Annotated in this window: 19 protein-coding genes and 1 pseudogene; 15 read left to right on the forward strand and 5 right to left on the reverse strand. The window is 70.8% G+C overall.

Annotated elements, in window-relative coordinates:
- Positions 1-217 precede the first annotated feature (217 nt).
- Together ACIGQF_RS29690 and ACIGQF_RS29695 are read left to right on the forward strand one after the other, a co-directional pair.
- The gene (locus ACIGQF_RS29690) at positions 218-2,101 is read left to right on the forward strand and encodes an ATP-binding protein (RefSeq protein ID WP_399716391.1); all 1,884 of its coding nucleotides are present in this window, start codon (positions 218-220) and stop codon (positions 2,099-2,101) included.
- The gene (locus ACIGQF_RS29695; RefSeq protein WP_399716394.1) at positions 2,098-2,895 is read left to right on the forward strand and encodes a response regulator; all 798 of its coding nucleotides are present in this window, start codon (positions 2,098-2,100) and stop codon (positions 2,893-2,895) included. Before ACIGQF_RS29690 ends, ACIGQF_RS29695 begins: the two co-directional genes overlap by 4 nt.
- Before the next feature lie 18 nt (positions 2,896-2,913).
- Here the strand turns inward: ACIGQF_RS29695 and ACIGQF_RS29700 are convergent.
- Positions 2,914-3,180: pseudogene (locus tag ACIGQF_RS29700) on the reverse strand (transcriptional regulator); the annotation flags it as partial.
- Between the two features lie 115 nt (positions 3,181-3,295).
- Between ACIGQF_RS29700 and ACIGQF_RS29705 the strand changes: the two are divergent.
- On the forward strand, positions 3,296-3,472 hold the full coding sequence (locus ACIGQF_RS29705; RefSeq protein ID WP_399716397.1) for a hypothetical protein: 177 nt from the start codon (positions 3,296-3,298) through the stop codon (positions 3,470-3,472).
- A gap of 38 nt (positions 3,473-3,510) precedes the next feature.
- On the opposite strand, the gene ACIGQF_RS29710 is transcribed toward ACIGQF_RS29705, so the two are convergent.
- Positions 3,511-4,014, reverse strand: coding sequence for a MarR family winged helix-turn-helix transcriptional regulator (locus tag ACIGQF_RS29710; RefSeq protein WP_399716399.1), 504 nt, complete (start codon positions 4,012-4,014; stop codon positions 3,511-3,513).
- Positions 4,015-4,072: 58 nt separating this feature from the next.
- Between ACIGQF_RS29710 and ACIGQF_RS29715 the strand changes: the two genes are divergently transcribed.
- A complete protein-coding gene (locus ACIGQF_RS29715) occupies positions 4,073-5,023 on the forward strand; it encodes an amidohydrolase family protein (RefSeq protein WP_399716404.1) in 951 nt (316 codons plus the stop codon).
- Positions 5,024-5,076: 53 nt separating this feature from the next.
- Here the strand turns inward: ACIGQF_RS29715 and ACIGQF_RS29720 are convergent, their stop codons facing one another.
- Together ACIGQF_RS29720 and ACIGQF_RS29725 are read right to left on the reverse strand one after the other, a co-directional pair.
- Entirely contained in the window at positions 5,077-5,406 is a 330-nt protein-coding gene (locus ACIGQF_RS29720; protein ID WP_399716407.1) for a branched-chain amino acid transporter permease, read from the reverse strand.
- Positions 5,399-6,145 (reverse strand): AzlC family ABC transporter permease, encoded by a 747-nt coding sequence (locus tag ACIGQF_RS29725; RefSeq protein ID WP_399716410.1) that lies wholly within the window; start codon positions 6,143-6,145, stop codon positions 5,399-5,401. Before ACIGQF_RS29725 ends, ACIGQF_RS29720 begins: the two co-directional genes overlap by 8 nt.
- A gap of 62 nt (positions 6,146-6,207) precedes the next feature.
- Here ACIGQF_RS29725 and ACIGQF_RS29730 point away from each other — a divergent pair, with 62 nt between their 5' ends.
- The 3 genes from ACIGQF_RS29730 (at position 6,208) to ACIGQF_RS29740 (ending at position 9,180) form a co-directional block, all read left to right on the forward strand.
- A complete protein-coding gene (locus ACIGQF_RS29730; RefSeq protein WP_399716413.1) occupies positions 6,208-6,666 on the forward strand; it encodes an Lrp/AsnC family transcriptional regulator in 459 nt (152 codons plus the stop codon).
- Positions 6,667-6,857: 191 nt separating this feature from the next.
- Positions 6,858-8,399, forward strand: coding sequence for a hypothetical protein (locus tag ACIGQF_RS29735; RefSeq protein WP_399716415.1), 1,542 nt, complete (start codon positions 6,858-6,860; stop codon positions 8,397-8,399).
- 481 nt (positions 8,400-8,880) lie between these two features.
- Positions 8,881-9,180: a DoxX family protein gene (locus ACIGQF_RS29740; protein WP_399716417.1), complete on the forward strand. Its 300-nt coding sequence runs from the start codon at positions 8,881-8,883 to the stop codon at positions 9,178-9,180.
- On the opposite strand, the gene ACIGQF_RS29745 is transcribed toward ACIGQF_RS29740, so the two are convergent.
- Positions 9,149-10,276 (reverse strand): LacI family DNA-binding transcriptional regulator, encoded by a 1,128-nt coding sequence (locus ACIGQF_RS29745; protein ID WP_399716420.1) that lies wholly within the window; start codon positions 10,274-10,276, stop codon positions 9,149-9,151. The genes ACIGQF_RS29740 and ACIGQF_RS29745 overlap by 32 nt on opposite strands.
- 489 nt (positions 10,277-10,765) lie before the next feature.
- Between ACIGQF_RS29745 and ACIGQF_RS29750 the strand changes: the two genes are divergently transcribed.
- The 8 genes from ACIGQF_RS29750 to ACIGQF_RS29785 all read left to right on the forward strand — a co-directional run bounded on the left by ACIGQF_RS29750 (position 10,766) and on the right by ACIGQF_RS29785 (position 20,479).
- Positions 10,766-11,863 (forward strand): extracellular solute-binding protein, encoded by a 1,098-nt coding sequence (locus ACIGQF_RS29750; RefSeq protein WP_399716422.1) that lies wholly within the window; start codon positions 10,766-10,768, stop codon positions 11,861-11,863.
- 80 nt (positions 11,864-11,943) lie between these two features.
- Entirely contained in the window at positions 11,944-12,876 is a 933-nt protein-coding gene (locus ACIGQF_RS29755) for a carbohydrate ABC transporter permease (protein WP_399716425.1), read from the forward strand.
- 35 nt (positions 12,877-12,911) lie between these two features.
- Positions 12,912-13,721, forward strand: coding sequence for a carbohydrate ABC transporter permease (locus ACIGQF_RS29760; RefSeq protein ID WP_399716428.1), 810 nt, complete (start codon positions 12,912-12,914; stop codon positions 13,719-13,721).
- A complete protein-coding gene (locus ACIGQF_RS29765) occupies positions 13,718-15,457 on the forward strand; it encodes a glycoside hydrolase family 13 protein (protein ID WP_399716432.1) in 1,740 nt (579 codons plus the stop codon). The genes ACIGQF_RS29760 and ACIGQF_RS29765 overlap by 4 nt, the downstream gene beginning before the upstream one ends.
- Before the next feature lie 134 nt (positions 15,458-15,591).
- Positions 15,592-16,602: a GNAT family N-acetyltransferase gene (locus ACIGQF_RS29770; RefSeq protein ID WP_399716435.1), complete on the forward strand. Its 1,011-nt coding sequence runs from the start codon at positions 15,592-15,594 to the stop codon at positions 16,600-16,602.
- Positions 16,603-16,689: 87 nt separating this feature from the next.
- Positions 16,690-18,282: a molybdopterin-dependent oxidoreductase gene (locus ACIGQF_RS29775; RefSeq protein ID WP_399716438.1), complete on the forward strand. Its 1,593-nt coding sequence runs from the start codon at positions 16,690-16,692 to the stop codon at positions 18,280-18,282.
- A gap of 87 nt (positions 18,283-18,369) precedes the next feature.
- Positions 18,370-19,014, forward strand: a complete 645-nt coding sequence (locus ACIGQF_RS29780) for a fasciclin domain-containing protein (protein WP_399716441.1) — start codon at positions 18,370-18,372, stop codon at positions 19,012-19,014.
- Positions 19,015-19,222: 208 nt separating this feature from the next.
- Positions 19,223-20,479, forward strand: a complete 1,257-nt coding sequence (locus ACIGQF_RS29785) for an NAD(P)/FAD-dependent oxidoreductase (protein WP_399716444.1) — start codon at positions 19,223-19,225, stop codon at positions 20,477-20,479.
- Positions 20,480-20,485: the final 6 nt, after the last annotated feature.

Consider the following 20,485-nt stretch of genomic DNA (forward strand, 5'->3'; position numbering starts at 1 on the left):
GTTCCGTCTGACCTGCGGGAAGCTATCGGCCGTCGCGCCGGGGCTCCAGAATTCGTGCACAGCCCGCGATAGCCGCGTTCTGCCACTTCTGCTCATTGTGTGCACAGCCGTGCACGGCTGCGTGCGTGCGCCGTAGTGCGGATGAGTACAGGCCCTGTCGGGCCGGAGCCCACGGCCGCCGGACGGGTGGATTCCGCTCGCGTCTACCGTGGGGCCGGTGAAGCCCTACCCGTCCCGCTCCCGTCGCCGGTCCCGGTCACCGGTGCCGGGCCCCGGCCGCCGCCCGAGACTGCGCGTACGGCTGCGGACCCGGATGCTGCTCCTGCAGTGCGTGGTCGTCGTGGCCGTCCTCGCCTCGGCCTTCGGCGCCTTCGCGTACGACACCGACCAGCGGCTCGTCCGCCAGTACCAGCAGCGGGCCCTCGCGATCGCCCGTACCGTCGCTTCGGAGCCGACCGTACGGGCCGGGGCCGCCCGGTACTCCAAAACCAACGATCATCCGGGCCAGGGCGCCGCACACGAAAGCAGCACAACACTCGCCGCGAACGCGGTACGCAAACGGGCCGAGACGGTCAGGAAGAGCACCGGATCGCTGTTCGTCGTGGTCACCGACGACCGGGGCATCCGACTCGCCCACCCCGACGTCTCCGAACTGGGCAAGAAGGTGAGTACGGACCCGTCCCGGGCGCTGTCCGGGCGTGAGGAACTGGCCGTGCACCGCGCGCACCTCGGCGAGGAGGTGGTCGCCAAGGTGCCGGTACGCGCCCCCGGCTCGTCCCGTGTCGTCGGCGAGGCGAACGTCGGCGTCTCCGTGGCCGCCGTCCACGCCCAGGCCGCCCGAGTGCTGTGGGGCGGCGTCGGCTGGCTCGTGGCCGCGCTGCTGCTGGGCATCGGGGCCTCGGCCCTGCTGGCCCGGCGGTGGAAACGGCTCACCCTCGGCCTGGAGCCCGAGGAGCTCGCGGGCCTGGTCCAGGAGCAGGAAGCGGTGGTCCATGGCATCGAGGAGGGCGTGCTCGCCGTGGACGGGTACGGGCGGGTGACGGTCGCCAACGACGAGGTACGCCGACTGCTGGGTACCCCTGCCGAGCCCGGCAGCCGGCTCGACCGGCTGGGGCTCACCCCGCGCGTTCTGGAAGTGGTCGGCGAACCCGAGGGGCGGCCCGTCATGGCTGTGGTGGGGGAGCGGGTGCTGGTGGTCTCGGCCCGCCGGGTCGAACGGGACGGCCTCGACCTCGGCACACTGCTGACGGTCAAGGACCGCACCGACGTCGAATCCCTGACCCGCCAGCTCGACGCCGTACAGACGATGAGTTCGGCGTTGCGTGCGCAGCGGCACGAGTTCGCCAACCGCCTGCATGTCCTGTCCGGGCTGCTGCACCAGGGGCACGCCGAGCAGGCCACGGACTACATCGACAGCCTGCTCGACATCGGCGGCAGTGGCGGCACTGACACCGGCACTGACACCGGCACTGGCGACACCGGCGGCAGTGGTCCCCTCGAAGCCCCCGGCGCCGCACTCCCCGGCCTGGACACGGTCAAGGACCCGTACCTGAGCGCCATCCTGTCGGCGAAGGCCGCCCAGGCGCGCGAACTCGGGGTGACGCTGCTGCTCGGCGGCGCCACCTGGGTGGACGGGCCGGTGACGGCACGCGTCGACCTCACCACCGTGCTCGGCAACCTGATCGACAATGCCCTCGACGCCGCCCGCGACGGGGCCCGCCGCCCGCCGCGCGTCGAGGTGGAGCTGATGACGGTGGAATCGGACCTGCACATCACGGTGGCCGACAGCGGCGACGGCGTACCGGCCGAGCTGACCGACGCCCTGTTCGAGGAGGGGATCTCGACGAAGGACCACGCGTCGGCGCCCGGCGGGCGAGGCGTGGGCCTCTCCCTCATCCGGCAGATCGCGCGGGGCCGCGGGGGAGACATCCGGCTCACGGACCCCGGCGGCCCGCCGACCGCCTCCGGGACCGCCGAAGGCGCCGAGGCCACCGATCCGCCCGGTGAGCCCGACCGGGTCACCGGCGGCGCCGTCTTCGTAGCCCGCCTGCCCCACGTCGTACGCCACCCCGACACCCCGCCCGCGAAAGACTGGACATGAGCGACCACCGCGAAGACCACGACGACCGTGATGACCACGAAGGCTGCGGGGACCACAACCACCGCGAAGACCACGACGACCGCGAAAGCCACGCCCACCGCGACCGCCGAGTTCACCGTGAACGTGAGGGACGGCGGGTCCCCTTCTCCGTACTGGTCGTCGACGACGACTTCCGTGTCGCCGACCTGCACGCGTCGCTGGTCGCCGACACCCCCGGCTTCACCGTCGTGGGTACCGCGCACTCCGCGCGCGCGGCGCTGGCGGAAGCGTCCGCGCACCCCGTCGACCTCGCGCTCGTGGACCGCTATCTCCCCGACCGCTCCGGCATCGAGCTGATGGCCGACCTGTCCTGCGACGTGTTCGTCCTCAGCGCCGCAGCCGAGGGCGAAACCGTCCGCAAGGCGCTGTCGGCGGGCGCGCTCGCGTACCTGATCAAGCCGTTCCCGCCGCGACTGCTCTCCGAAAAACTGCGCGGGTACGCTCGGTTCCGGCAGCTGACGGACGCGGAGATGCTCGACCAGAACGTGATCGACAACGCCTTCGACGCCCTCAGGAGCCCGCGCGCGAGCCGCAGCCGGCAGGCCGCCGCGCAGACCGTGACCAGGGAACTGGTCCTCGCCGCAGTGGACAGCTCGGGCGCCCCGCTCTCCGCCGGCGAGGTCGCCGCCCAGATCGGTGTCTCACGTGCCACGGCACAGCGCTACCTCGCCGACCTCGTCACACGCGGCCGGCTGCGCATGCGCCTCCGCTATGGCGCGGCGGGCCGCCCGGAGCAGGAGTATCACCACCTGTGACAGACCTGCTCCGAGCGACTATTGCTCCTCCCGCTCGATCCACTCGCTGCCGCCCAGCGGGTGGTCGTAGCCCGGGCGGCCGGCGTCGGCACTGGTGCGGAACGGGGCGCCCTTGTTGTTGATGTGCACGGTGCCGTGGCGGTCGCCGCTGGACCAGCCCAGGGTCAGGTCCCAGCGGACATCGTGCGCCTTGGTGTGGGCGCTGGCGTAGAAGACCTCCGGGTCGGACTCGCTGACCTTGTACGGGAAGTCGTGCTGGCCGTTCTTGACGGTGACGTGCGGGCTGCACGGGCTGTCGTAGACGTACGGGCGGGTGGCGACGTTGACCGATACGCCGCCCGTGTCCCCGGCGGCGCCACCGCCCTTGTGCGCGGGGGCCTTTGCCGCCGAGTCGGAGGGCTTGCCGGCCCACGGTCACACGGAGAAGTCGCTGGCCGTCTACTTCCACGGCCGCTCCGGCAACGAGAGCGTCGGCACGGGCGCCCACCCCGCGCTGCCCGCCAACGGTGTCTACATCGACGACTCCCTCAAGGTCACCTACCGGCAGCAGTCGATGGACGACGCCATCATGTGGTGACACCCCTGCTGGCATGGACCGGCACGGGGACGTGCCCCTCAGCGGGAAGTGGTTTCGCCGATGATGCCGGCGAGCCGGTGCAACTGCGCCGTGAGGACGCGGCGTTCCTGCGGGGTGAAGTGCGACAGGGCCTGGAACTGCCGTCCCCGCAGTTCCGCCCGCATTGCCGCCAGGCGGTCGGCACCCTCGTCGGTGAGGCGGATCAGCACCTGACGCTCGTCGTGTGCGGAGCGGCGCCGCGTGACCACGCCGCCGGCTTCGAGCTGTTTGAGCATGCGGGTGGCGGTGGGGACGCTGACCTCGGCGCCCGCGGCGAGCCTGCCGACCGGCAGCCCCTCGCCCCGGGCGTCTTCGGTCAGCGGGTCCAGCAGGGCCACCTGGGCCATGGACAGCCCGGCGGCTGCCTGGCCGACGGTGGCGGCGCGCGAGCGACGCATCGCGTAAAAGAGCTGGTCAGCGGCGCGCGCCAGCTCCTCGATGCCTTCCCCGTCGGGGGCGGGGCTCCGCTGGTCCTCACCTCGGCGCTTGCTCGTGTCTCGCATGATTGTTAGCTTACTCAATGTAGTCATTAGCAAGCTAATAATTAGGAGGCTCGGGACTATGGCCTTCACCCTCCCCGCCCGCATCGACGTCCACCAGCACATCGTTCCGCCGGTCTGGGCCGCGGCCCTCGCCGCGCGCGGCCTGGACTCCGGCGGCTGGGCCATCCCGGCGTGGAGCCCGAGCGGCGCGATCGCGATGATGGACCAGCAGGGCATCGCCGCCGGTGTCCTGTCCGTCACCGCGCCCGGCGTCCACCTCGACACCGACCGGGACGCCGGCGCCCTCGCCCGCGCCGTCAATGAGTACGGCGCCGAGGTCGTCAAGGACCGCCCCGATCGCTTCGGCCACTTCGCCAGCATCCCGCTGCCCGATGTGGACGCCTCCGTGGCGGAGGCCGTCCACGCGCTCGACACGCTGGGCGCCGACGGTGTCGTGCTGATGTCCAGCGTCCACGGCCGCTACCTGGGCGACCCCGACTTCGAGCCGCTGTGGGCCGAACTGGACCACCGCAACGCCAACGTCTTCGTACACCCCGCCCAGCCGCCGATGCCGCTGCTGCCCGGCACCCCCGCCCCGCTCGTCGACTACGTCTTCGACACCACGCGCACCGCACTCAACCTGGTGCTGAACGGCGTCATGGACCGGTACCGCAACGTGCGGGTGATCCTCTCCCACGGCGGCGGCTTCCTCCCGTACGTCGCCTACCGCTTCTCGGGGCTGACCTCCACCGTCATCGGCCCGGACCGCAGTGAGGAGGACGTCCTGCGCGACCTCAAGCGGTTCTCCTTCGACACCGCGCTGTCCGCCAGCCCCAGCGCCCTGCCCGCCCTGCTCGCCTTCGCCGAGCCCGGCCATGTCCTGTACGGCAGCGACTGGCCCTTCGCGCCCCAGGACGCAGGCTCGTATTACAACCACTACCTGGAGGCCTACCCGGACTACGCTCCCGGCCAGGCCGACGCCATCAATCGCGGCAACGCCGAGGCGCTCTTCCCCCGCCTGGCCGGCTGACGCACCACCCCGGTGGGCCGGCAGGGGGGAGGCCGGTGGCGGGGGGGTCCGGCTCAGTGGGCGAAGACGGTGCTGGCCAGCGCCACGTGTACGGCCGTGCCGGCGAGGATGCTCAACAGGGCGTTGCGGCGCCATAGGTGCAGGCCGATCGTGACGGCCAGGGCGGCCAGCGGGGCGATGGCGCGCGACTGCGTGACGGGGAGGTCGCGCAGGCAGTAGACGACCAGGATCACCATCACGCCGGCGGGCATGCGGGTGCTGAGGTACTGCACGGTGGCGCTGGCCCGCAGCGGGGCCAGGACGGCGAACGGCAGGGCACGCAGGGACCAGGTGACGGCGGCGGTGACGAGGATCGCGATGACGGCGTAGCCAGTGTCAGGCATGAGTGGGCTTCCTGCGGGTGGCGAGGTGGCGTGCCAGGAGTCCGGCGGCGAACAGGGCGAAGGCGGCGAGCAGCATCTCGTGGGGGAAGAGCAGCCGGGCGGCCAGGGCGCAGAGGGCTGCGAGCACGGGGGTGGGCAGGTCGCCGCGCAGATCGCGGACGGCGTCCAGGGCGAGCACGGCGAACAGGGCGGTCAGTGCGAAGTCCAGCCCGGTGACGCTGTCGGGGATGAGGGAGCCGAGCAGTGCTCCGGTGACCGCGCTGCATGCCCAGTACAGGTGCATGAAGAACTGGAGCCACAGGATGCGCCGGCTGGACCAGCCCCGTGACTGCTTGGTGGAGGTCAGCGCGTACGCCTCGTCGGTGAGCGCGAAGGTGCTGTACGTCTTGGCGAGGCGGCCCTGTACGCGGTGCAGAGGGAAGGAGAGAGTGTAGAAGACGTGCCGCGCCTGCACCAGGAAGGCCGCCACGGCGATGGAGGCCAGCGGTGCGACGGCGGTCACCATGCCGATGAGCAGGAACTCGAACGAGCCGCCGTAGATCAACGCCGCGGACAGCCCCGCCCACCACCAGTCGAGCCCCGACTGGATCACGAGCGCTCCGAAGGCGAGGCCGAGCGGCAGCATGCCCAGGCCCACCGACGCGCAGTCCCGGAAAGCGGCTTGCGCCGCCGACCGTTGTGGCGGCGGGGGAGCGGCGGCGGGCTGAGGCGCGTCAGCAAGGGTGGGACTTATTCGCATGCCGACATTTTAGGAAAGTGATCGCCTTATTTGGTTGCCGATCAAGGGCGTATGATCTTCGGATGGGCAATGAAAGCGAACTGGATGCCGTCGATCGAGAAATTTTGTTGCACCTCAGTCAGGATGGGCGGCTGTCCAACGTCGAGCTGGCCAAACGGGTCGGCCTGACCCCTCCGCCCTGCCTGCGCCGGGTCAAGCGCCTGGAGGAGGCAGGCATCATCGCCGGCTACCGGGCCGTCATCGATCCCGCGGCGCTGGGCCGCGAGCTGGAGGTGCTCATCGACGTCGAGATCTACGCCCAGGACCGCAAGACCGTCCAGGACTTCGAGGCCACCGTGGCCTCCTACGAGGAGGTCATCGAGTTCCGGCGGATGTACGGCCGCCCCGACTACTTCCTCCGGGTCGCCGTCGCCGACCACGCCACCTACGAAAGCTTCATGACCGGAAAGCTCAGCGGCCTGCCCGCGGTACTGCGCCTGGAATCGCACCTCACCATGAAAACCATCAAAGCGGACGGCTGAACGCCGAGCCGGCCGCGAAGCGCCGTACCTGCGCCGGCTGCGAAGCGCCGTACCTGTACCGGCTGCGAAGCGCCGTACCTGTACCGGTCGCGGACCGCCTTACCTGGAACCGCGGAGTGCCGTGATGGCATCGTCATGCATGGATGTCCACCCAAGTGGCGTTCGGTACAGATGCGTTGAAGGGAGGGGCAGTGGGCGAGGGGCTGCAGCCGGCCGACGTGATCCCGGCCCCCGGTTTCGTCCTCGGGATCCTGGCGGCGTGGGTCATACAGATTCCCACGCTGCCCAGGACTCTCTTCCAGACGCCGCCCATGACCCCGTTCCGCCCGGGCCGCAGTCTGCGGTTCCCCGCGACATTTCTGCTCTTCGCCCTTCTGGGCGTCGCCCACAGCTTCTTCTATGGCCTTTTGGCCGGGCACGTGGTGCTGGTGTTCCTGGCGCACTACAAGACCCGGCCCCAGCTGACCGGCCTGCTGCTCCAGGTGGTCGTCCCCGTTCTGCTCGCCGCTCTGGCCATCCGCGCCCTGATACTCGTCGACCATTCCGGCGAAAACCTGAGGGCGTGGGTGCTTCCCCTGGCGCTCTCGGTCCCGACGGCGGGCGCCTGCTGGGCCATTCCGTACGGTAAAAAGCTGTACTGGCGCGGCTCTTGGACGTTCCCCTACCCCCGCACCGCTCCTCCGGAGCCCCTGCAGAGCGGCGCACAGAGCGATACGCAAATCGATACGCAAATCGGTACACAACAGGGGCCTCGATACAGCTTCCTGCTGCCCGGTCAGGCCCCGCTTCGGGGGATCGCGCTCTGGCTGGCCGGTTGGCCGTGCTGTCTGGTGGCCCTCGGAGTGTCATTTTGGGGAGTCCACCAGCTCCTGGCCGAACCCGCATCGTGGATGAGCGGGGTCTTCTTCACGCTGGGACCGATGGGCGTCTATGCGTTCAGCCGGAGCCGGAGGCTGTTCCTGAAAGGCCGGAGGCACCTCAAGCTCCCCCTCGCGTCTCCGAGTGTTCTCCGCCCTGGCTCGTATGTGCTGTACCTGAGATCCTTCGAGGACGACAAGGCGCGCAGCGCACTGCAGAAGCAATTCTTCACTTCCGCCAATGGGGTGCCGCCCGATGTGATGGGCGGTTTGATCGGCCTGGTCACTTCCAGCCGCGACGAGGAAGAACACATCGCGGACGCGCTGCGTCCTGTCGGTTCCTTGGTAGCCGTCGGTGCACCCGACGAAGTTCTCCCCTTCGCGGGAGCAGTACGCATGTATCTGCCGAAGAATTCCTGGCAGGAACCCGTGCGGGATCTCATGATGCGGTCCCGTCTGGTGACTCTCACGCTGGGCTCAAGCGCCGGAACGATGTGGGAGTTGGTCGAAGCCATGCGTACGCTTCCGCCCCAGCGTCTGCTCCTGATCGTGCCCGGGGCGATGCGCGCGGCAGAGTACGAGACGATCCGCAAGGAGAACGCAACGGCTCTGCGTGCTCTCCCGGAATCCAGCAGAAACCCAACGTGGCAGAGTGACACCCTGCCTTCCTTGCCTGGCCGCGTGGCCGGTCAGCGGCCTCTCGATCCGGTGGCCGGCGTCATCCACTTCTCCGCCGACTGGGAACCGACCTTCACCCCCATGCCCAGAACCGACCTCCCCTGGCAGAACCTGTGCACCGGCCTCATTCGCACCTTGCCTCCGGCCCTCCTACAACTGATCTCTCATGAGGAGAAGACCGGCCGACACCGCGGCTGAGGGCAAGTGCAGCCCGCTATTGGGTAACCCCGCTTCGTGTGCGTCCGGCTCCTCGCCGGTTGGCGCGGGAGTAGGGCACCGCTGCTGAGAGGACGGCCACGCCCAGCCCCGTGGCGAGGGCTTCGGGGGACAGGAGACGGTGCCGCTGGAGGCCACACCGGCCGGCAGGGAGAGCAGTCCGGCCCAGCCGACAGCCAGGGCCGGCGGCCCGCCACCGGGCAAGCGCGCACCGACCCGTCGGCTGAGGACCAGGTACGTCCCCATGGAGATGGCGGACGCCACCGCGAAGACCACCCCGGTGAGCGGGAGGGAACGGGCGGGGCCGGGGCCGGAGGGGACGACCTGGACGGGCCCATCGAAGATCTCGTCTCCGTCGTGGAATTCCTCACCGAGAGTCAGGAAAGCGAGCAGCGGTGACCGTGCTTCCCGGCCCGTGGTGGCCGCAGGCAGTCCTCGGGGCATTTTCGCCGTGGACGCCGCCATGTCCATCCGCCCGCCGGCCTTCATCCGTGTCTGTCTCGAAGGGGTCAGGTTCCCCGAGGACTGGTGGTGGACGCTCTTCGTGATCAAGCTGCTCGCGGCCGCGGGGCTCATTGCCGGAATCTACGTGCCCGGCGTCGGTGTGGCTGCCAACGCCGGCGTCATCTGCTACTTCCTCGCGGCGGCCGTCGCGCACATCCGAGCCCGTTTCCTGAAGTCGGAGTTCTGGCTCAACTGTCTCGGCATGCTCGCACTCTCGACGCTCGCGCTCATCGTGTCCTATGTCGTTCCCGGGCTTTGAGCGCGTCGGTGCGGGCCGGTGCGGTGCTGCTGTCCTGGCGAACGGGGGGTGTGAGGACGGCAGCACCCACCTCCGGCTCCGGGGCCGGACCCGTACTGCCTCGCGGTATCAGGTGTGTCGGCAGGACGACGTGGTGTGCCGGGTCGGCGGTCGGGTCGTCGATGAGGGTGTGGGCGAGGCTGCCGGCGGCGCGGCCGACCTCGGTGGCGGGCTGCGCGATGGTGGTGAGGTCCAGCCACTGCGCGTGGTCGTGGTCGTCGAAGCCGAGGACCGACAGGCGGTCGGGTACGGCGATGCCGGACGAGCGAAGCACCGACAGCACCTCGATCGCGATCTCGTCGGTCTCGGCGAACACCGCGGTCGGCGGGTCGGCCAGGCACAGCAATTGCCCGACGGCCTCGGAAGTGGCACGCCGGCCGCGGGAAGTGGCGACCACCAGCTCCTCGTCGTAGGGGAGTGCCGCTTCGGCCAGCGCCTCGCGATAGCCGAACAGGCGGGTGCGCGAGCTGCACGTGAAGCCGGAGTCGGGGGCGGCGCGGACGAAGCCGATCCGGCGGTGGCCGAGTCCGCGCAGGTAGCGGGTGCCCCCGCGGGCCGCCGCGACGTCCTCGACGTACACACTGGCCCGGCCCGGTGCGTGCTGGCTGACGTACACCACCGGGACGCCCAGCCCGTCCAGCCGGGCGAACTCCTCCTCGGTCAGGTCGAAGGAGATGACCAGCAGTGCGTCGGCGTTGCGGCGGGCCGGCAGCCGGTCGAAGAAGGCGGCGCGTTCGGCGAGGTCACCGACGCTGTAGACCTTCAGGTCAAGGCCCGCGTCGCGCAGCACCTCGCTCAGGCCGCGCAGCACCTGTCCGACGAACCACGAGCCGAGTGTGGGCGCGAGCACGGCGACCGTACCGGTCTTGCCGGTGACCAGGCTGGACGCCTGCCGGGAGATCACGAAGGACAGCTCGCTGGCTGCCGCCTCCACCCTCGTCCTGGCATCGTCCGAGACGGTGGAGAGGCCGCGCAGGGTCCGCGAGACCGTGGAGACCGAGACCCCCGCCCGTTCGGCCACGTCGGCCATGGTGGGGTGGCGTTGCGCTGGAGGCATGCTCCGGAACGTAGCACAGAGGTAGCGCACATGGACCCGACCGGTGACAGCGTTATCACCGGGATGGGTCCGGCAATCCACGGCAACTCGGCCAATCCAACTGCTTCTTCGTACGAGAGGACGCCTCCTCCTGTTGCTGCGCGCGCCATTGACAGCCCCTGAGGCCGTCCCTAGCGTGCAAGCGTTGTCAGGAGCGCCCCCCAAGGGGCTACGCTTCAGCGCGCCCTTCCCTCATCGCCCTCCCCTCGGCGTTCTCCCTCGGTCAGGAGCGCATCGTCATGCCATTGAGCCGCAGATCACTCCTCAGAACCACCGCCGGGGCCGCCGTCCCGCTGGCCGCCGCGACCGGCTGCGGGCGTGCCGCGGCCCGCGGGCCGGACCTCTCGCACGCCACCGACGTACCGCGCGGCCCGGTCACCATCCGCTGGTGGGCCGGGCGGGTCGCGGCCCGCGACGGCAGTGACCTGCGGCCCGTCCTCATCAGTCGCGGTGCGGCTGATCGCCGCACCACCGACCACGGACGTGGCACGCGCGGCCCTCACCACACAGGTGGCGAGCGGCAGTCCGTCGCCGGACGTGTACATGGGCGACCTGGCCTGGCCGGCCCAGTTCGCGGAGAACTCGCTGGCGCTGGCGTTGGATCCGCTGCTGCCGAAGGGCTACTGGCAGCGCTATCCGGAGGAGCTCGTCCGGGCGCTGACGTACCAGGGCCAGGTGTACGCCTTTCCCCTCTACCTCGATGAGGCGTTCCTGTACTACCGCAAGGATCTGCTGCACAAGCACGGGCTGCGGCCGCCCGGTTCATGGGAGGAGCTGGCGACCACCGCCACGAAGATCCAGCGGGCGGGGGACGCCGACTTCGGCTTCGTCTGGCAGGGCACGGTGTACGAGGGGCTGACCGCGAACGTCGCGGAGCTGGTCGCCGACGCGGGCGGCAGCATCCTTTCCCCCGATGCCCGCAAGGTCACCTTCGACGGTCCCGCGGGGGTGCGGGCCCTGTCGTACCTGCGCGAACTGATCACCCGCGGGGTCACCCCGTCCTCGGTGACGACCTTCGTCGAGCAGGACAGTCTGGACGCCTTCACCAGCGGCCGGTCGGTGTTCCTGCGCAACTGGCTGTACGCCTGGGGAGTGGCGGACAATCCGGCGTCCTCGGAGGTGGCAGGGAAGATCGGGGTGATGCGACGGCCCGGCTTCGAAGGCGGCACGGGCGGCCGCAGCTGCCTGGGCGGCTGGTGCAACTACCTCAACCCGCACTCCCGCAACCTCGGCGCGGCCCTGGCCTTCGCCCGCTTCCTCGCCGAGGAGGAGGGGCAGTCGATCCTGGCCCGCGAGGCGGCCGTCCTGCCGCCGTTGCTGTCCCAGCTGCACGGAAAGGCCGTGGCCCGCTCGGCCAACCCCGCCTTCGCGCTCGCCCGCGACGTACGGCTGGTCGCCCGGCCGACCCGGACCCCGGAGTACCCCATGGTCAGCAAGGCGGTGTTCACACCCGTCAACGAAGTGCTCAGCGGCGGCACGAGCGTACGGCAGGCGCTGGCCCGCGCTCGCGGCGACCTCCAGGCAGCGCTGCGCGGGGAGGCACTGTGACGGACACCCCTTCGGCGACGTCCAAGGCACCGGCGGCCAATACACCGACCTCCAATACACCGACCTCCAAGTCTTCGACAGTGACAGCTACTCAGAAGGTCCGCACAGCACGTCCCCCGGCCGGCCTCGCGAAGCGACGCGCCCGCACCGGCTGGCTCTACACCACCCCGGCGCTCGTGGTCATCGCGCTGGTGACGATCTTCCCCATCCTCTACTCCGTCGTCCTCAGCTTCAGCAAGGTCCGCTTCACCTTCGGCGGCCTCCGCGTCGAGGAGTGGACGCTCGGCAACTACACGACGATGCTGGCCAGTCCCGTCTGGCTGGAGGCGCTGGCCTTCACGGTCGGATACACACTGGTGACGGTGGCCGTGGAGATCGCCCTCGGCATCGCGGTGGCGGTACTGCTGGACCGGCTGGAGGCCGGACGCGGCTGGATCCTCGCGCTGCTGCTCATCCCCTGGTCGCTGATCACGGTGGTCTCGGCGCAGCTGTGGGACTTCCTCTACGACGCTACGTTCGGCGCCGTGACCTGGCTGTTCGGGCTGGTCCTGGACCAGCCGCCGGTCATCCTCGGCACGCCGGTCCCCGCGATCACCGGCATGGCCGTCGCGGACATCTGGAAGACCACGCCGTTCGTCGCGGTGATCATCCTGGCCGGGCTGGTGCGCATCCCGCAGGAGCGGTACGAGGCGGCGGAGGTGGACGGCGCGGGCGCGTGGAGCACCTTCTGGAACATCGTGCTGCCCGCACTGCGACCGGTGGTGTCGGTGGCGGTACTGTTCCGTGTCCTCCAGGCGTTCGGGATCTTCGACCTGCCGTTCGTCCTCACCCAGGGCGGCCCCGGCACGGCCACCCAGTCCCTCGCCGTGCTCGGCTACAAAACGCTCTTCCAGAACCTCGACATCGGCATGGGCGCGGCGATCGCCACGAGTACGGGCGTGCTGGTCATCGTGTGCTGCCTGTTGTGTCTGCGGATGTTCCGCAACCAGGTCGACGAAGGGGGTGCGGCATGAGGCGCGGCCGCAGGCGCGCGGGAGTGCGCCGGTACGTGAACGTGGTGAACCTCGGGGCGCTGGTGCTGGTCGCCGTGACCGCGCTGCCGTTGCTCTGGATGGCGGTGACGTCGTTCAAGACGGCACGGGAGAACGGCACCCTGCCGCCGACCCCCGTACCGCTCCACCCCACGCTGGCCAACTACCGGCAGGCGCTGGGCTTTGCGGGATTCGACCGCTACCTGCTCAACAGCGCGGTGGTCGCCGTCAGCGCCACCGCCATCGTCCTCGGGCTCGGACTGTTCGCCGGGTACGCGTTGGCCCGCACACCGATGCGCGGGCGCGGCCCGGTGATGACCGTACTGCTGATGATCTCCGTCTTCCCGACCATCGCGGTGGTCACCCCGCTGTACCTGGTCGAACGCGAACTGGACCTGCTCAACAGCTACTGGGGCCTGATCATCCCGTACACCGCCTTCCACCTGCCGTTCGCGATCTGGATCCTCCGCAACTCGCTGCTGAGCATCCCGTACGAGCTGGAGGAGGCGGCGACGGTGGACGGCGCGGGCCCGACCCGGACCCTGCTGTCGGTGATCCTGCCGCAGGCCCGGCCCGCGCTGTTCACGGCCGGGGTGTTCACCTTCACCGCCACCTGGACGGAGTTCTTGATGGCGCTCACCTTCAACAGCGAGGACTCCTACCGGACCGTGCCGGTGGGCATCGCCCTCTTCAGCAGCCAGTACGAGATCCCGTACGGGACGATCTTCGCCGGGGCGATGGCCGCGACCGTGCCGATCGCCCTCCTCGTCCTGATCTTCCGGCGCGCCGTACTGTCCGGGCTGACCGACGGCGCGGTCAAGGGATGACCGACGCCCACCCCGCCTACCCACCCGAAGGAGCATCCGTGTCCGACCACGCCGTGACCGACCTGTCCTCCCAAGACCCCGACTGGTGGCGGCAGGCCGTCATCTATCAGGTCTATCCGCGCAGCTTCGCCGACAGCGACGGTGACGGCATCGGCGACCTGCCCGGCCTCACCGGCCGGCTGCCCCACCTCGCCACCCTCGGCGTGGACGCGCTGTGGCTGAGCCCCTTCTACCCGTCCGAACTGGCCGACGGCGGATACGACGTGGCCGACTTCCGCGACGTCGACCCGCGGCTCGGCACCCTCGCCGACTTCGACGCGATGGTCACCGAGGCGCACCGGCTGGGCCTGAAGGTGCTGGTGGACCTGGTACCGAACCACACCTCCGACCAGCACGTGTGGTTCCAGGAGGCGCTGGCGTCGCCGCCCGGTTCGGCGGCGCGCGCCCGGTACGTCTTCCGCGAGGGGCGCGGTGAGCACGGTGAGCTGCCGCCCTCGGACTGGGTCTCGCGGTTCGGCGGCAGCGCCTGGCAGCGGGTGCCGGACGGGCAGTGGTACCTCCACCTCTTCGCGCCCGAGCAGCCGGACCTGGACTGGAGCAACGAAGAGGTGCGCGAGGACTTCCGGCGCACACTGCGCTTCTGGTCCGACCGCGGGGTGGACGGCTTCCGCATCGACGTGGCGCACGGGCTGGCCAAGGACCTCGCCGAGCCGCTGCGGGACATGGGCGAGAACCAGTTCAAGGGCGACCACGACCTGCTGCCGGACGGCACCCACCCGCACTGGGACCGGGACGAGGTGCACGAGATCTACCGGGACTGGCGGCTCGTCCTGGACTCCTACAGCCCGCCGCGGATGGCGGTCGCCGAGGCCTGGGTGAAGAACTCCCGGCGCGTCCTCTACACCCGCCCCGACGAGCTGGGCCAGGCCTTCAACTTCGAGTACCTCCAGGCGGAGTGGACGGCCCGTACGCTGCGCAAGGTCATCACCGAGTCGCTGGCCACGGCCGCCGCCGCGGGCGCCTCGGCGACCTGGGTGCTCTCCAACCACGACGTCGTACGGCACGCCTCCCGGTACGCACTGCCCCTCGGCACCGACACCGACGCCTGGCTGCTGAGCGGCGGCAAGGACCCGGCCCCCGACCCGGAGCTGGGGCTGCGCAGGGCCCGCGCCGCGACCCTGCTGATGCTGGCGCTGCCGGGTTCCTCCTACGTCTACCAGGGCGAGGAACTGGGCCTGCCGGAGGTCGCCGACCTGCCCGCCGAGGCGCTGCAGGACCCGGTGTGGGAGAACACCGGGCACACCCGCAAGGGGAGGGACGGCTGCCGGGTGCCGCTGCCGTGGACCTCTGAGGGTGCCTCGTACGGCTTCGGGCCCGGCGGGGCCTGGCTGCCGCAGCCGCCGGCCTTCGGTGAGCTGTCGGCGGCCGCCCAGGACGGCGTCGAGGGCTCCACACTGGAGCTGTACCGCGCGGCCCTGCGGCTCCGGCGCGAGCTGCAGGGCGACGAGTCGCTCGAATGGCTCTCGGCACCGGACGAGACGGCGGCGGACGGCCCGGCCGGAGACGGCACCGCCGACCTCATTCACTTCGCCCGCTCCACCGGCTGGCAGTGCCTCGCCAACCTCTCCGGCCGGCCCGTGCCCCTGCCCGCCGGCGAACCCCTCCTCACCAGCGGAGAGCTGACCGACGGCCTGCTGCCCCCGGACACCACGATCTGGCTGCGCGGCGACCGCTGACAGATCCGGCGTCACTTCGTGTCTCAGCGAAGTGACGCCGGAGCCGGTGGGTGGTTACCCGGTCGCGCCGTCCCGAGGATCTTGAAAGAGTGAGGTCCCAGGACAGGCGCGACCAGGTGAGAGGAGCGGCCGACATGGGAGGACAGGTTCCCGCGGAGAGCCTGGAGGCCCGGCCTCTGAGCAAGGACAGTGTCCCGGCCTGGCTGGAGCTGCAGCAGGCCGTCGAGCGCGTCGACGCGACCGGCGAGCACGCCGATGCCGAGGAACTGCTGGAGGTGCTGGCCGACCCCAAGCTGGATCCGGAGACGGACAGCCTGGGGCTGTGGGACGGTCCGCACCTGGCCGCGTACGCCGTGCTGCACACACCGCACGGAGCGGTGGACGTGGCGCGCTTCCACGGGGACGCGGCGGTCCATCCCGACCGGCGGCACCGCGGCATCGGCAACCGCCTCGTCGCCTGGCTGGAGGCCCGCGCCCAGGCCCGGCACGCGGCGGACGCGGAGCTGTCCGCCATGCCGGGTGAGCTGCTGCTCGAAGGAATGGCCGGGCAGGAGGACCTGAAGAAGCTGGCCGCGCGGCGCGGGTACACACCGAGCCGCTGGTGGTTCGACATGAAGCAGCCGCTGGCCGGCAGCAGCCGCCCCGAACCCCGCCCGGCCCCCGAGGGCACCCGCCTCGTGCCGTACGCCGCCGCGTACGAGGAGGCCACCCGGCTCGCGCACAACGACGCGTTCCGCGACCACTGGAACTTCACCCCGTTCGACGAGACCGACTGGCGCACCTGGGTCACCGGAGCCAAGGCGTTCCGGCCCGCGATGTCGCGGCTGCTGGTGGCGGGCGCGGAGGTGGCGGCGTACCTCCTGGCGGAGGAGAGCACGGCGGAGACGGCCGTGACGGGCAGCCGGGACTGCCATGTCGGCTACCTCGGAACCCGGCGGGCCTACCGCGGCCGCGGTGCGGCGCCGGCCCTGCTGAGGGAGGTGCTGGGCGCAGCGCGCGATGCCGGGTACGACTCGGTGTCGCTGACCGTGGACACCGCCAACCCCTCGGGCGCGCTGGGCTTCTACGAGGAGTCGGGATTCGTGGTGGAACGCGAATCCGTCACCTACGCCCGTCCGCTGGAGGCGGCGGCGCGCCCCTCCTGACACCCCGCTCGTCGCCTCGCCGGCCGCTGGCCGATTCCGGGGTGACGGAGGACCAATCCGGCGGCGGTGTCGCTCCGAACAAGGGGTGTGAACGAGCGAAACGGAGTGCGCGAGCGCCGGACCCTCGCCGCGCTGGGCGGGCTGGTCGCCGGTTACGCGGCGCTGGCCGTGGCGGAACTGGTGTCCGTCGCCGTACGGCCGGCAGCGAGTCCGGTCACGGCGGTCGGCGGCGCGGTCATCGACCGGACCCCGGCCGCGGTGAAGGACTGGGCGATCCGCCAGTTCGGGACCGGCGACAAGCTGGTGCTGCAGCTCGGCATCCTCGGCGTACTCGCCGTCCTCGCCGCCGCTCTGGGGCTGCTGGGCCCGCGGTACCGGTGCCAGGCGTCGGCCGGTGTGCTGATCTTCGGCATCGTCGGGGGCGCCGCCGCGACGGGACGGCCGGACGCGGCGGGCGTCGTCGATGCGGTGCCGTCGCTGGCGGGAGCCGTGTCGGGAGCAGCAGTGCTGTACGTGCTCCTCGGGCGGCTGCTGGTGAAGGGGGATGCGCAGGGCGGGAGTGCTGCCAGGGAGGCGCCTGAGCCCTCGGCGCCCCGACGCAGAGACTTCCTGGTCGCGGCCGGTGCTGTCACCGCATTCTCGACCGGTGCCGGACTGTGGGGGCGGCGGCTCAATGGCTCGGCGGCGGTGGATGCCGAGGCGAGCCGCGCGGCGATCAGACTGCCGGCCCCCGGCTCTCCTGCGCCGCGCCTGCCGCGCGGGGTGGACCTGAAGCTCCCCGGCCTGACGCCGTACCGCACGCCCACCCGGGACTTCTACCGGGTCGACACGGCCCTGACGGTGCCGCGCCTGGACGCCGGAAGGTGGCGGCTGCGCATCCACGGCAAGGGCGTGCGGAACCCTCTCACGCTGGGCTTCGACGACCTGCTGCGGCGTCGGCTGATCGAGCGGGACATCACCATGACCTGCGTCTCCAACGAGGTCGGCGGCCCGTACGTCGGCTCGGCCCGCTGGCTCGGCGTACCGCTGGCCGAGGTGTTGCGGGAAGCGGGTGTACGGCCGCCCTCCCGGGGCGGGCGCGCCGACCAACTGGTGGCCCGGTCGGTGGACGGTATGACCCTGGGCACGCCGGTGGAGACGGTCATGGACGGCCGCGACGCGATGCTCGCGGTGGGCATGAACGGCGAGCCCCTGCCCTTCGAGCACGGCTTTCCTGTCCGCATGCTGGTGCCCGGCCTGTACGGCTACGTCTCGGCGTGCAAGTGGCTCCAGGAGCTGGAGCTGACCACCTTCGCGGCGTACGACACGTACTGGGTCGAGCGGAAGTGGGCACGCAAGGCGCCGATCAAGACCGCGTCCCGGATCGACACCCCCAGGCCGTTCGCCTCGCTCAAGGCCGGAACCATCGCGGTCGCCGGCGTGGCCTGGGCACAGCACAAGGGCATCGAACGGGTCGAGGTACGGGTGGACGGCGGCAGCTGGCAGGAAGCACAGCTCGCCGCGCAAGGCCCCGTCGACACCTGGCGGCAGTGGATGTGGCAGTGGCCGGCCAAGCCCGGCACCCACACGCTCCAGGTCCGCGCCACCGACCGCACCGGCGCCACCCAGACCACCGCACGGGCCCGCCCCATTCCTGACGGTGCGTCCGGTCACCACTCGGTGGTGGTCACCGTGACCTGACCCGAACAGCCCCTGTGGGCGGCCCTTGAGGGCCCGTCCACGTACACCTCCACACCACCCACCCCTTCCCTTCAGGAGAAGAGCATCATGAACACTCTGCGTATGCGCCGTACCGTCCTCGCCGTCACCGCGGCAGCGGTCCTCCCCGTCGCACTGGCCGCCTGCTCCAGCGACGACAGCGGCAAGGAGAAGGCGTCGGACTCCGGCTCCTCCTCCGCGCCCAAGGGATCCGCGAACAAGTCCATGGACCCGATGGCCGGCCCGTTCGGCCCGGCCTGCTCCACCGTCCCCAAGGAGGGCAAGGGCAGCTTCGACGGCATGGCCCAGGACCCGGTGGCCACCGCCGCGTCGAACAACCCCGCGCTGTCCACCCTGGTCTCCGCGGTGAAGAAGGCCGGTCTGGTCGACACCCTGAACAACGCCGAGAACATCACCGTCTTCGCGCCGACCAACGACGCGTTCGACAAGCTGCCCAAGGACCAGCTGAACAAGGTCATGAACGACAAGGAGCTGCTGACCAAGATCCTGACGTACCACGTCGTCGGCCAGAAGCTCACTCCGCAGCAGCTGGAGAACGGCAGTTACCCGACTCTGGAGAAGAGCAAGCTCACCACCTCCGGTTCCGGCATGACGTACAAGGTCAACGATGTCTCGAACGTGGTCTGCGGCAATGTGCCCACTGCGAACGCCACCGTCTACATCGTCGACAACGTCCTGATGCCGACGAAGTGAGGGCCTCGGCTGTTGACGGGATGAGTCCTCGGCTGCCGACGCAGTGACTCATCGGCCGGTGCCGGGCGGGCGTCCTCACGGGGGCGGGGCGCCCACCCGGCCGCACCGCTGCGGTCGGGCGACCAATCCGTCCGGCCCTCCGCTCCGAATCCCCGGTGAACAGGCGGTGCATCAGGTGCCGCCATGGCCTTGGAGGAGACGGATGCCGATGGTGCGCACCGCGGTGGTGGGCAGCGGAATAGCGGGCCTGACAGCCGCCCACGTGCTCCGCGACGCCCATGAGGTGACGCTGTACGAGGCGGCGGGCCGGCTGGGCGGCCACGCCCACACCCACGACCTGGCCTCGGCCGACGGCCGGGTGCACCAGGTGGACTCGGGATTCATCGTGCACAACGCGCGCACCTATCCCCACCTGCTGAGACTCTTCGAGGAGCTGGGGGTGGCGACCCAGGAATCCGAGATGAGCATGTCGGTACGGTGTGCGGGCTGCGGTCTGGAATACGCCGGCGCCCGCGGCCCGCGCGGGCTCTTCGGCCGCCCCCGCAACGCGGTGAGCGGACGCTACCTGCGGCTGCTGGCCGAGGTGCCGCGCTTCCACGCACGAGCCCGCCGGCTGCTCGACGACGACGTCCAGGACGACCGGACGCTGGCCGCCTTCGTCGCCGAGGGCCGCTTCTCGCCCTACTTCGTCTCGCACTTCCTCACGCCGCTGGTCTCGGCCGTGTGGTCGTGCGATGCCACGACCGCCCTGCGCTATCCGGCGCGATACCTCTTCCGGTTCCTGGCGCACCACGGAATGCTCTCCACCGGCGGCTCGCCCACCTGGCGTACGGTGACGGGCGGTTCCCGTGCGTACGTCGAGCGCGTCGCCAAGCAACTCGCCACGGTCCACACCTCCGCACCGGTGCGGGCCGTCAGCCGGACCGGCGACGGCGTGCGGATCACCACCGAGGACGGCACCACCGCCCGCTACGACTCTGTGGTGATCGCCGTCCACCCCGACCAGGCACTGCGCCTGCTCGCCGATCCCACCGACGACGAGCGGGCGGTGCTGGGGGCCTTCCGCTACTCCCGCAACGCCACGCTGCTGCACACCGACACCTCTCTGCTGCCACGCCGCGCGGCGACCGCCTCGTCGTGGAACTACCTGATGCCCTCATGCCGGGCCGGCGCCGACCAGGTGCTGGTCAGCTACGACATGAACCGGCTCCAGCGGCTGGACGCGCCCGAGCGGTACGTCGTCACGCTCAACGGCGGGGAGCGCGTCGCACAGGACCGGGTGCTGGCCCGTATGACCTACGAGCACCCCATTTACACGCCCGAGTCCGTGGCCGCCCAGCGCCGGCTGCCCGGATTGAGCGGCCCGGTCACCGCGTATGCGGGTGCCTACCACGGCTGGGGATTCCACGAGGACGGCTGCCGCTCCGGCGTCGCGGCTGCCCGGGCCCTGGGGGTGGAGTGGTGAGCACAG

The organism is Streptomyces sp. NPDC053560, assembly GCF_044544605.1.
Classification (GTDB): Bacteria; Actinomycetota; Actinomycetes; order Streptomycetales; family Streptomycetaceae; genus Streptomyces.

What these genes read in the sequence shown, in the direction of transcription:
- ACIGQF_RS29695 (WP_399716394.1), top strand. Translation starts at nt 2,098, where the DNA reads ATGAGCGACCACCGCGAAGACCACGACGACCGTGATGACCACGAAGGC.
- ACIGQF_RS29710 (WP_399716399.1), bottom strand. Translation starts at nt 4,014, where the DNA reads ATGCGAGACACGAGCAAGCGCCGAGGTGAGGACCAGCGGAGCCCCGCC.
- ACIGQF_RS29715 (WP_399716404.1), top strand. Translation starts at nt 4,073, where the DNA reads ATGGCCTTCACCCTCCCCGCCCGCATCGACGTCCACCAGCACATCGTT.
- ACIGQF_RS29720 (WP_399716407.1), bottom strand. Translation starts at nt 5,406, where the DNA reads ATGCCTGACACTGGCTACGCCGTCATCGCGATCCTCGTCACCGCCGCC.
- ACIGQF_RS29725 (WP_399716410.1), bottom strand. Translation starts at nt 6,145, where the DNA reads ATGCGAATAAGTCCCACCCTTGCTGACGCGCCTCAGCCCGCCGCCGCT.
- ACIGQF_RS29730 (WP_399716413.1), top strand. Translation starts at nt 6,208, where the DNA reads ATGGGCAATGAAAGCGAACTGGATGCCGTCGATCGAGAAATTTTGTTG.
- ACIGQF_RS29740 (WP_399716417.1), top strand. Translation starts at nt 8,881, where the DNA reads ATGTCCATCCGCCCGCCGGCCTTCATCCGTGTCTGTCTCGAAGGGGTC.
- ACIGQF_RS29745 (WP_399716420.1), bottom strand. Translation starts at nt 10,276, where the DNA reads ATGCCTCCAGCGCAACGCCACCCCACCATGGCCGACGTGGCCGAACGG.
- ACIGQF_RS29765 (WP_399716432.1), top strand. Translation starts at nt 13,718, where the DNA reads ATGACCGACGCCCACCCCGCCTACCCACCCGAAGGAGCATCCGTGTCC.
- ACIGQF_RS29770 (WP_399716435.1), top strand. Translation starts at nt 15,592, where the DNA reads ATGGGAGGACAGGTTCCCGCGGAGAGCCTGGAGGCCCGGCCTCTGAGC.
- ACIGQF_RS29780 (WP_399716441.1), top strand. Translation starts at nt 18,370, where the DNA reads ATGAACACTCTGCGTATGCGCCGTACCGTCCTCGCCGTCACCGCGGCA.
- ACIGQF_RS29785 (WP_399716444.1), top strand. Translation starts at nt 19,223, where the DNA reads ATGGTGCGCACCGCGGTGGTGGGCAGCGGAATAGCGGGCCTGACAGCC.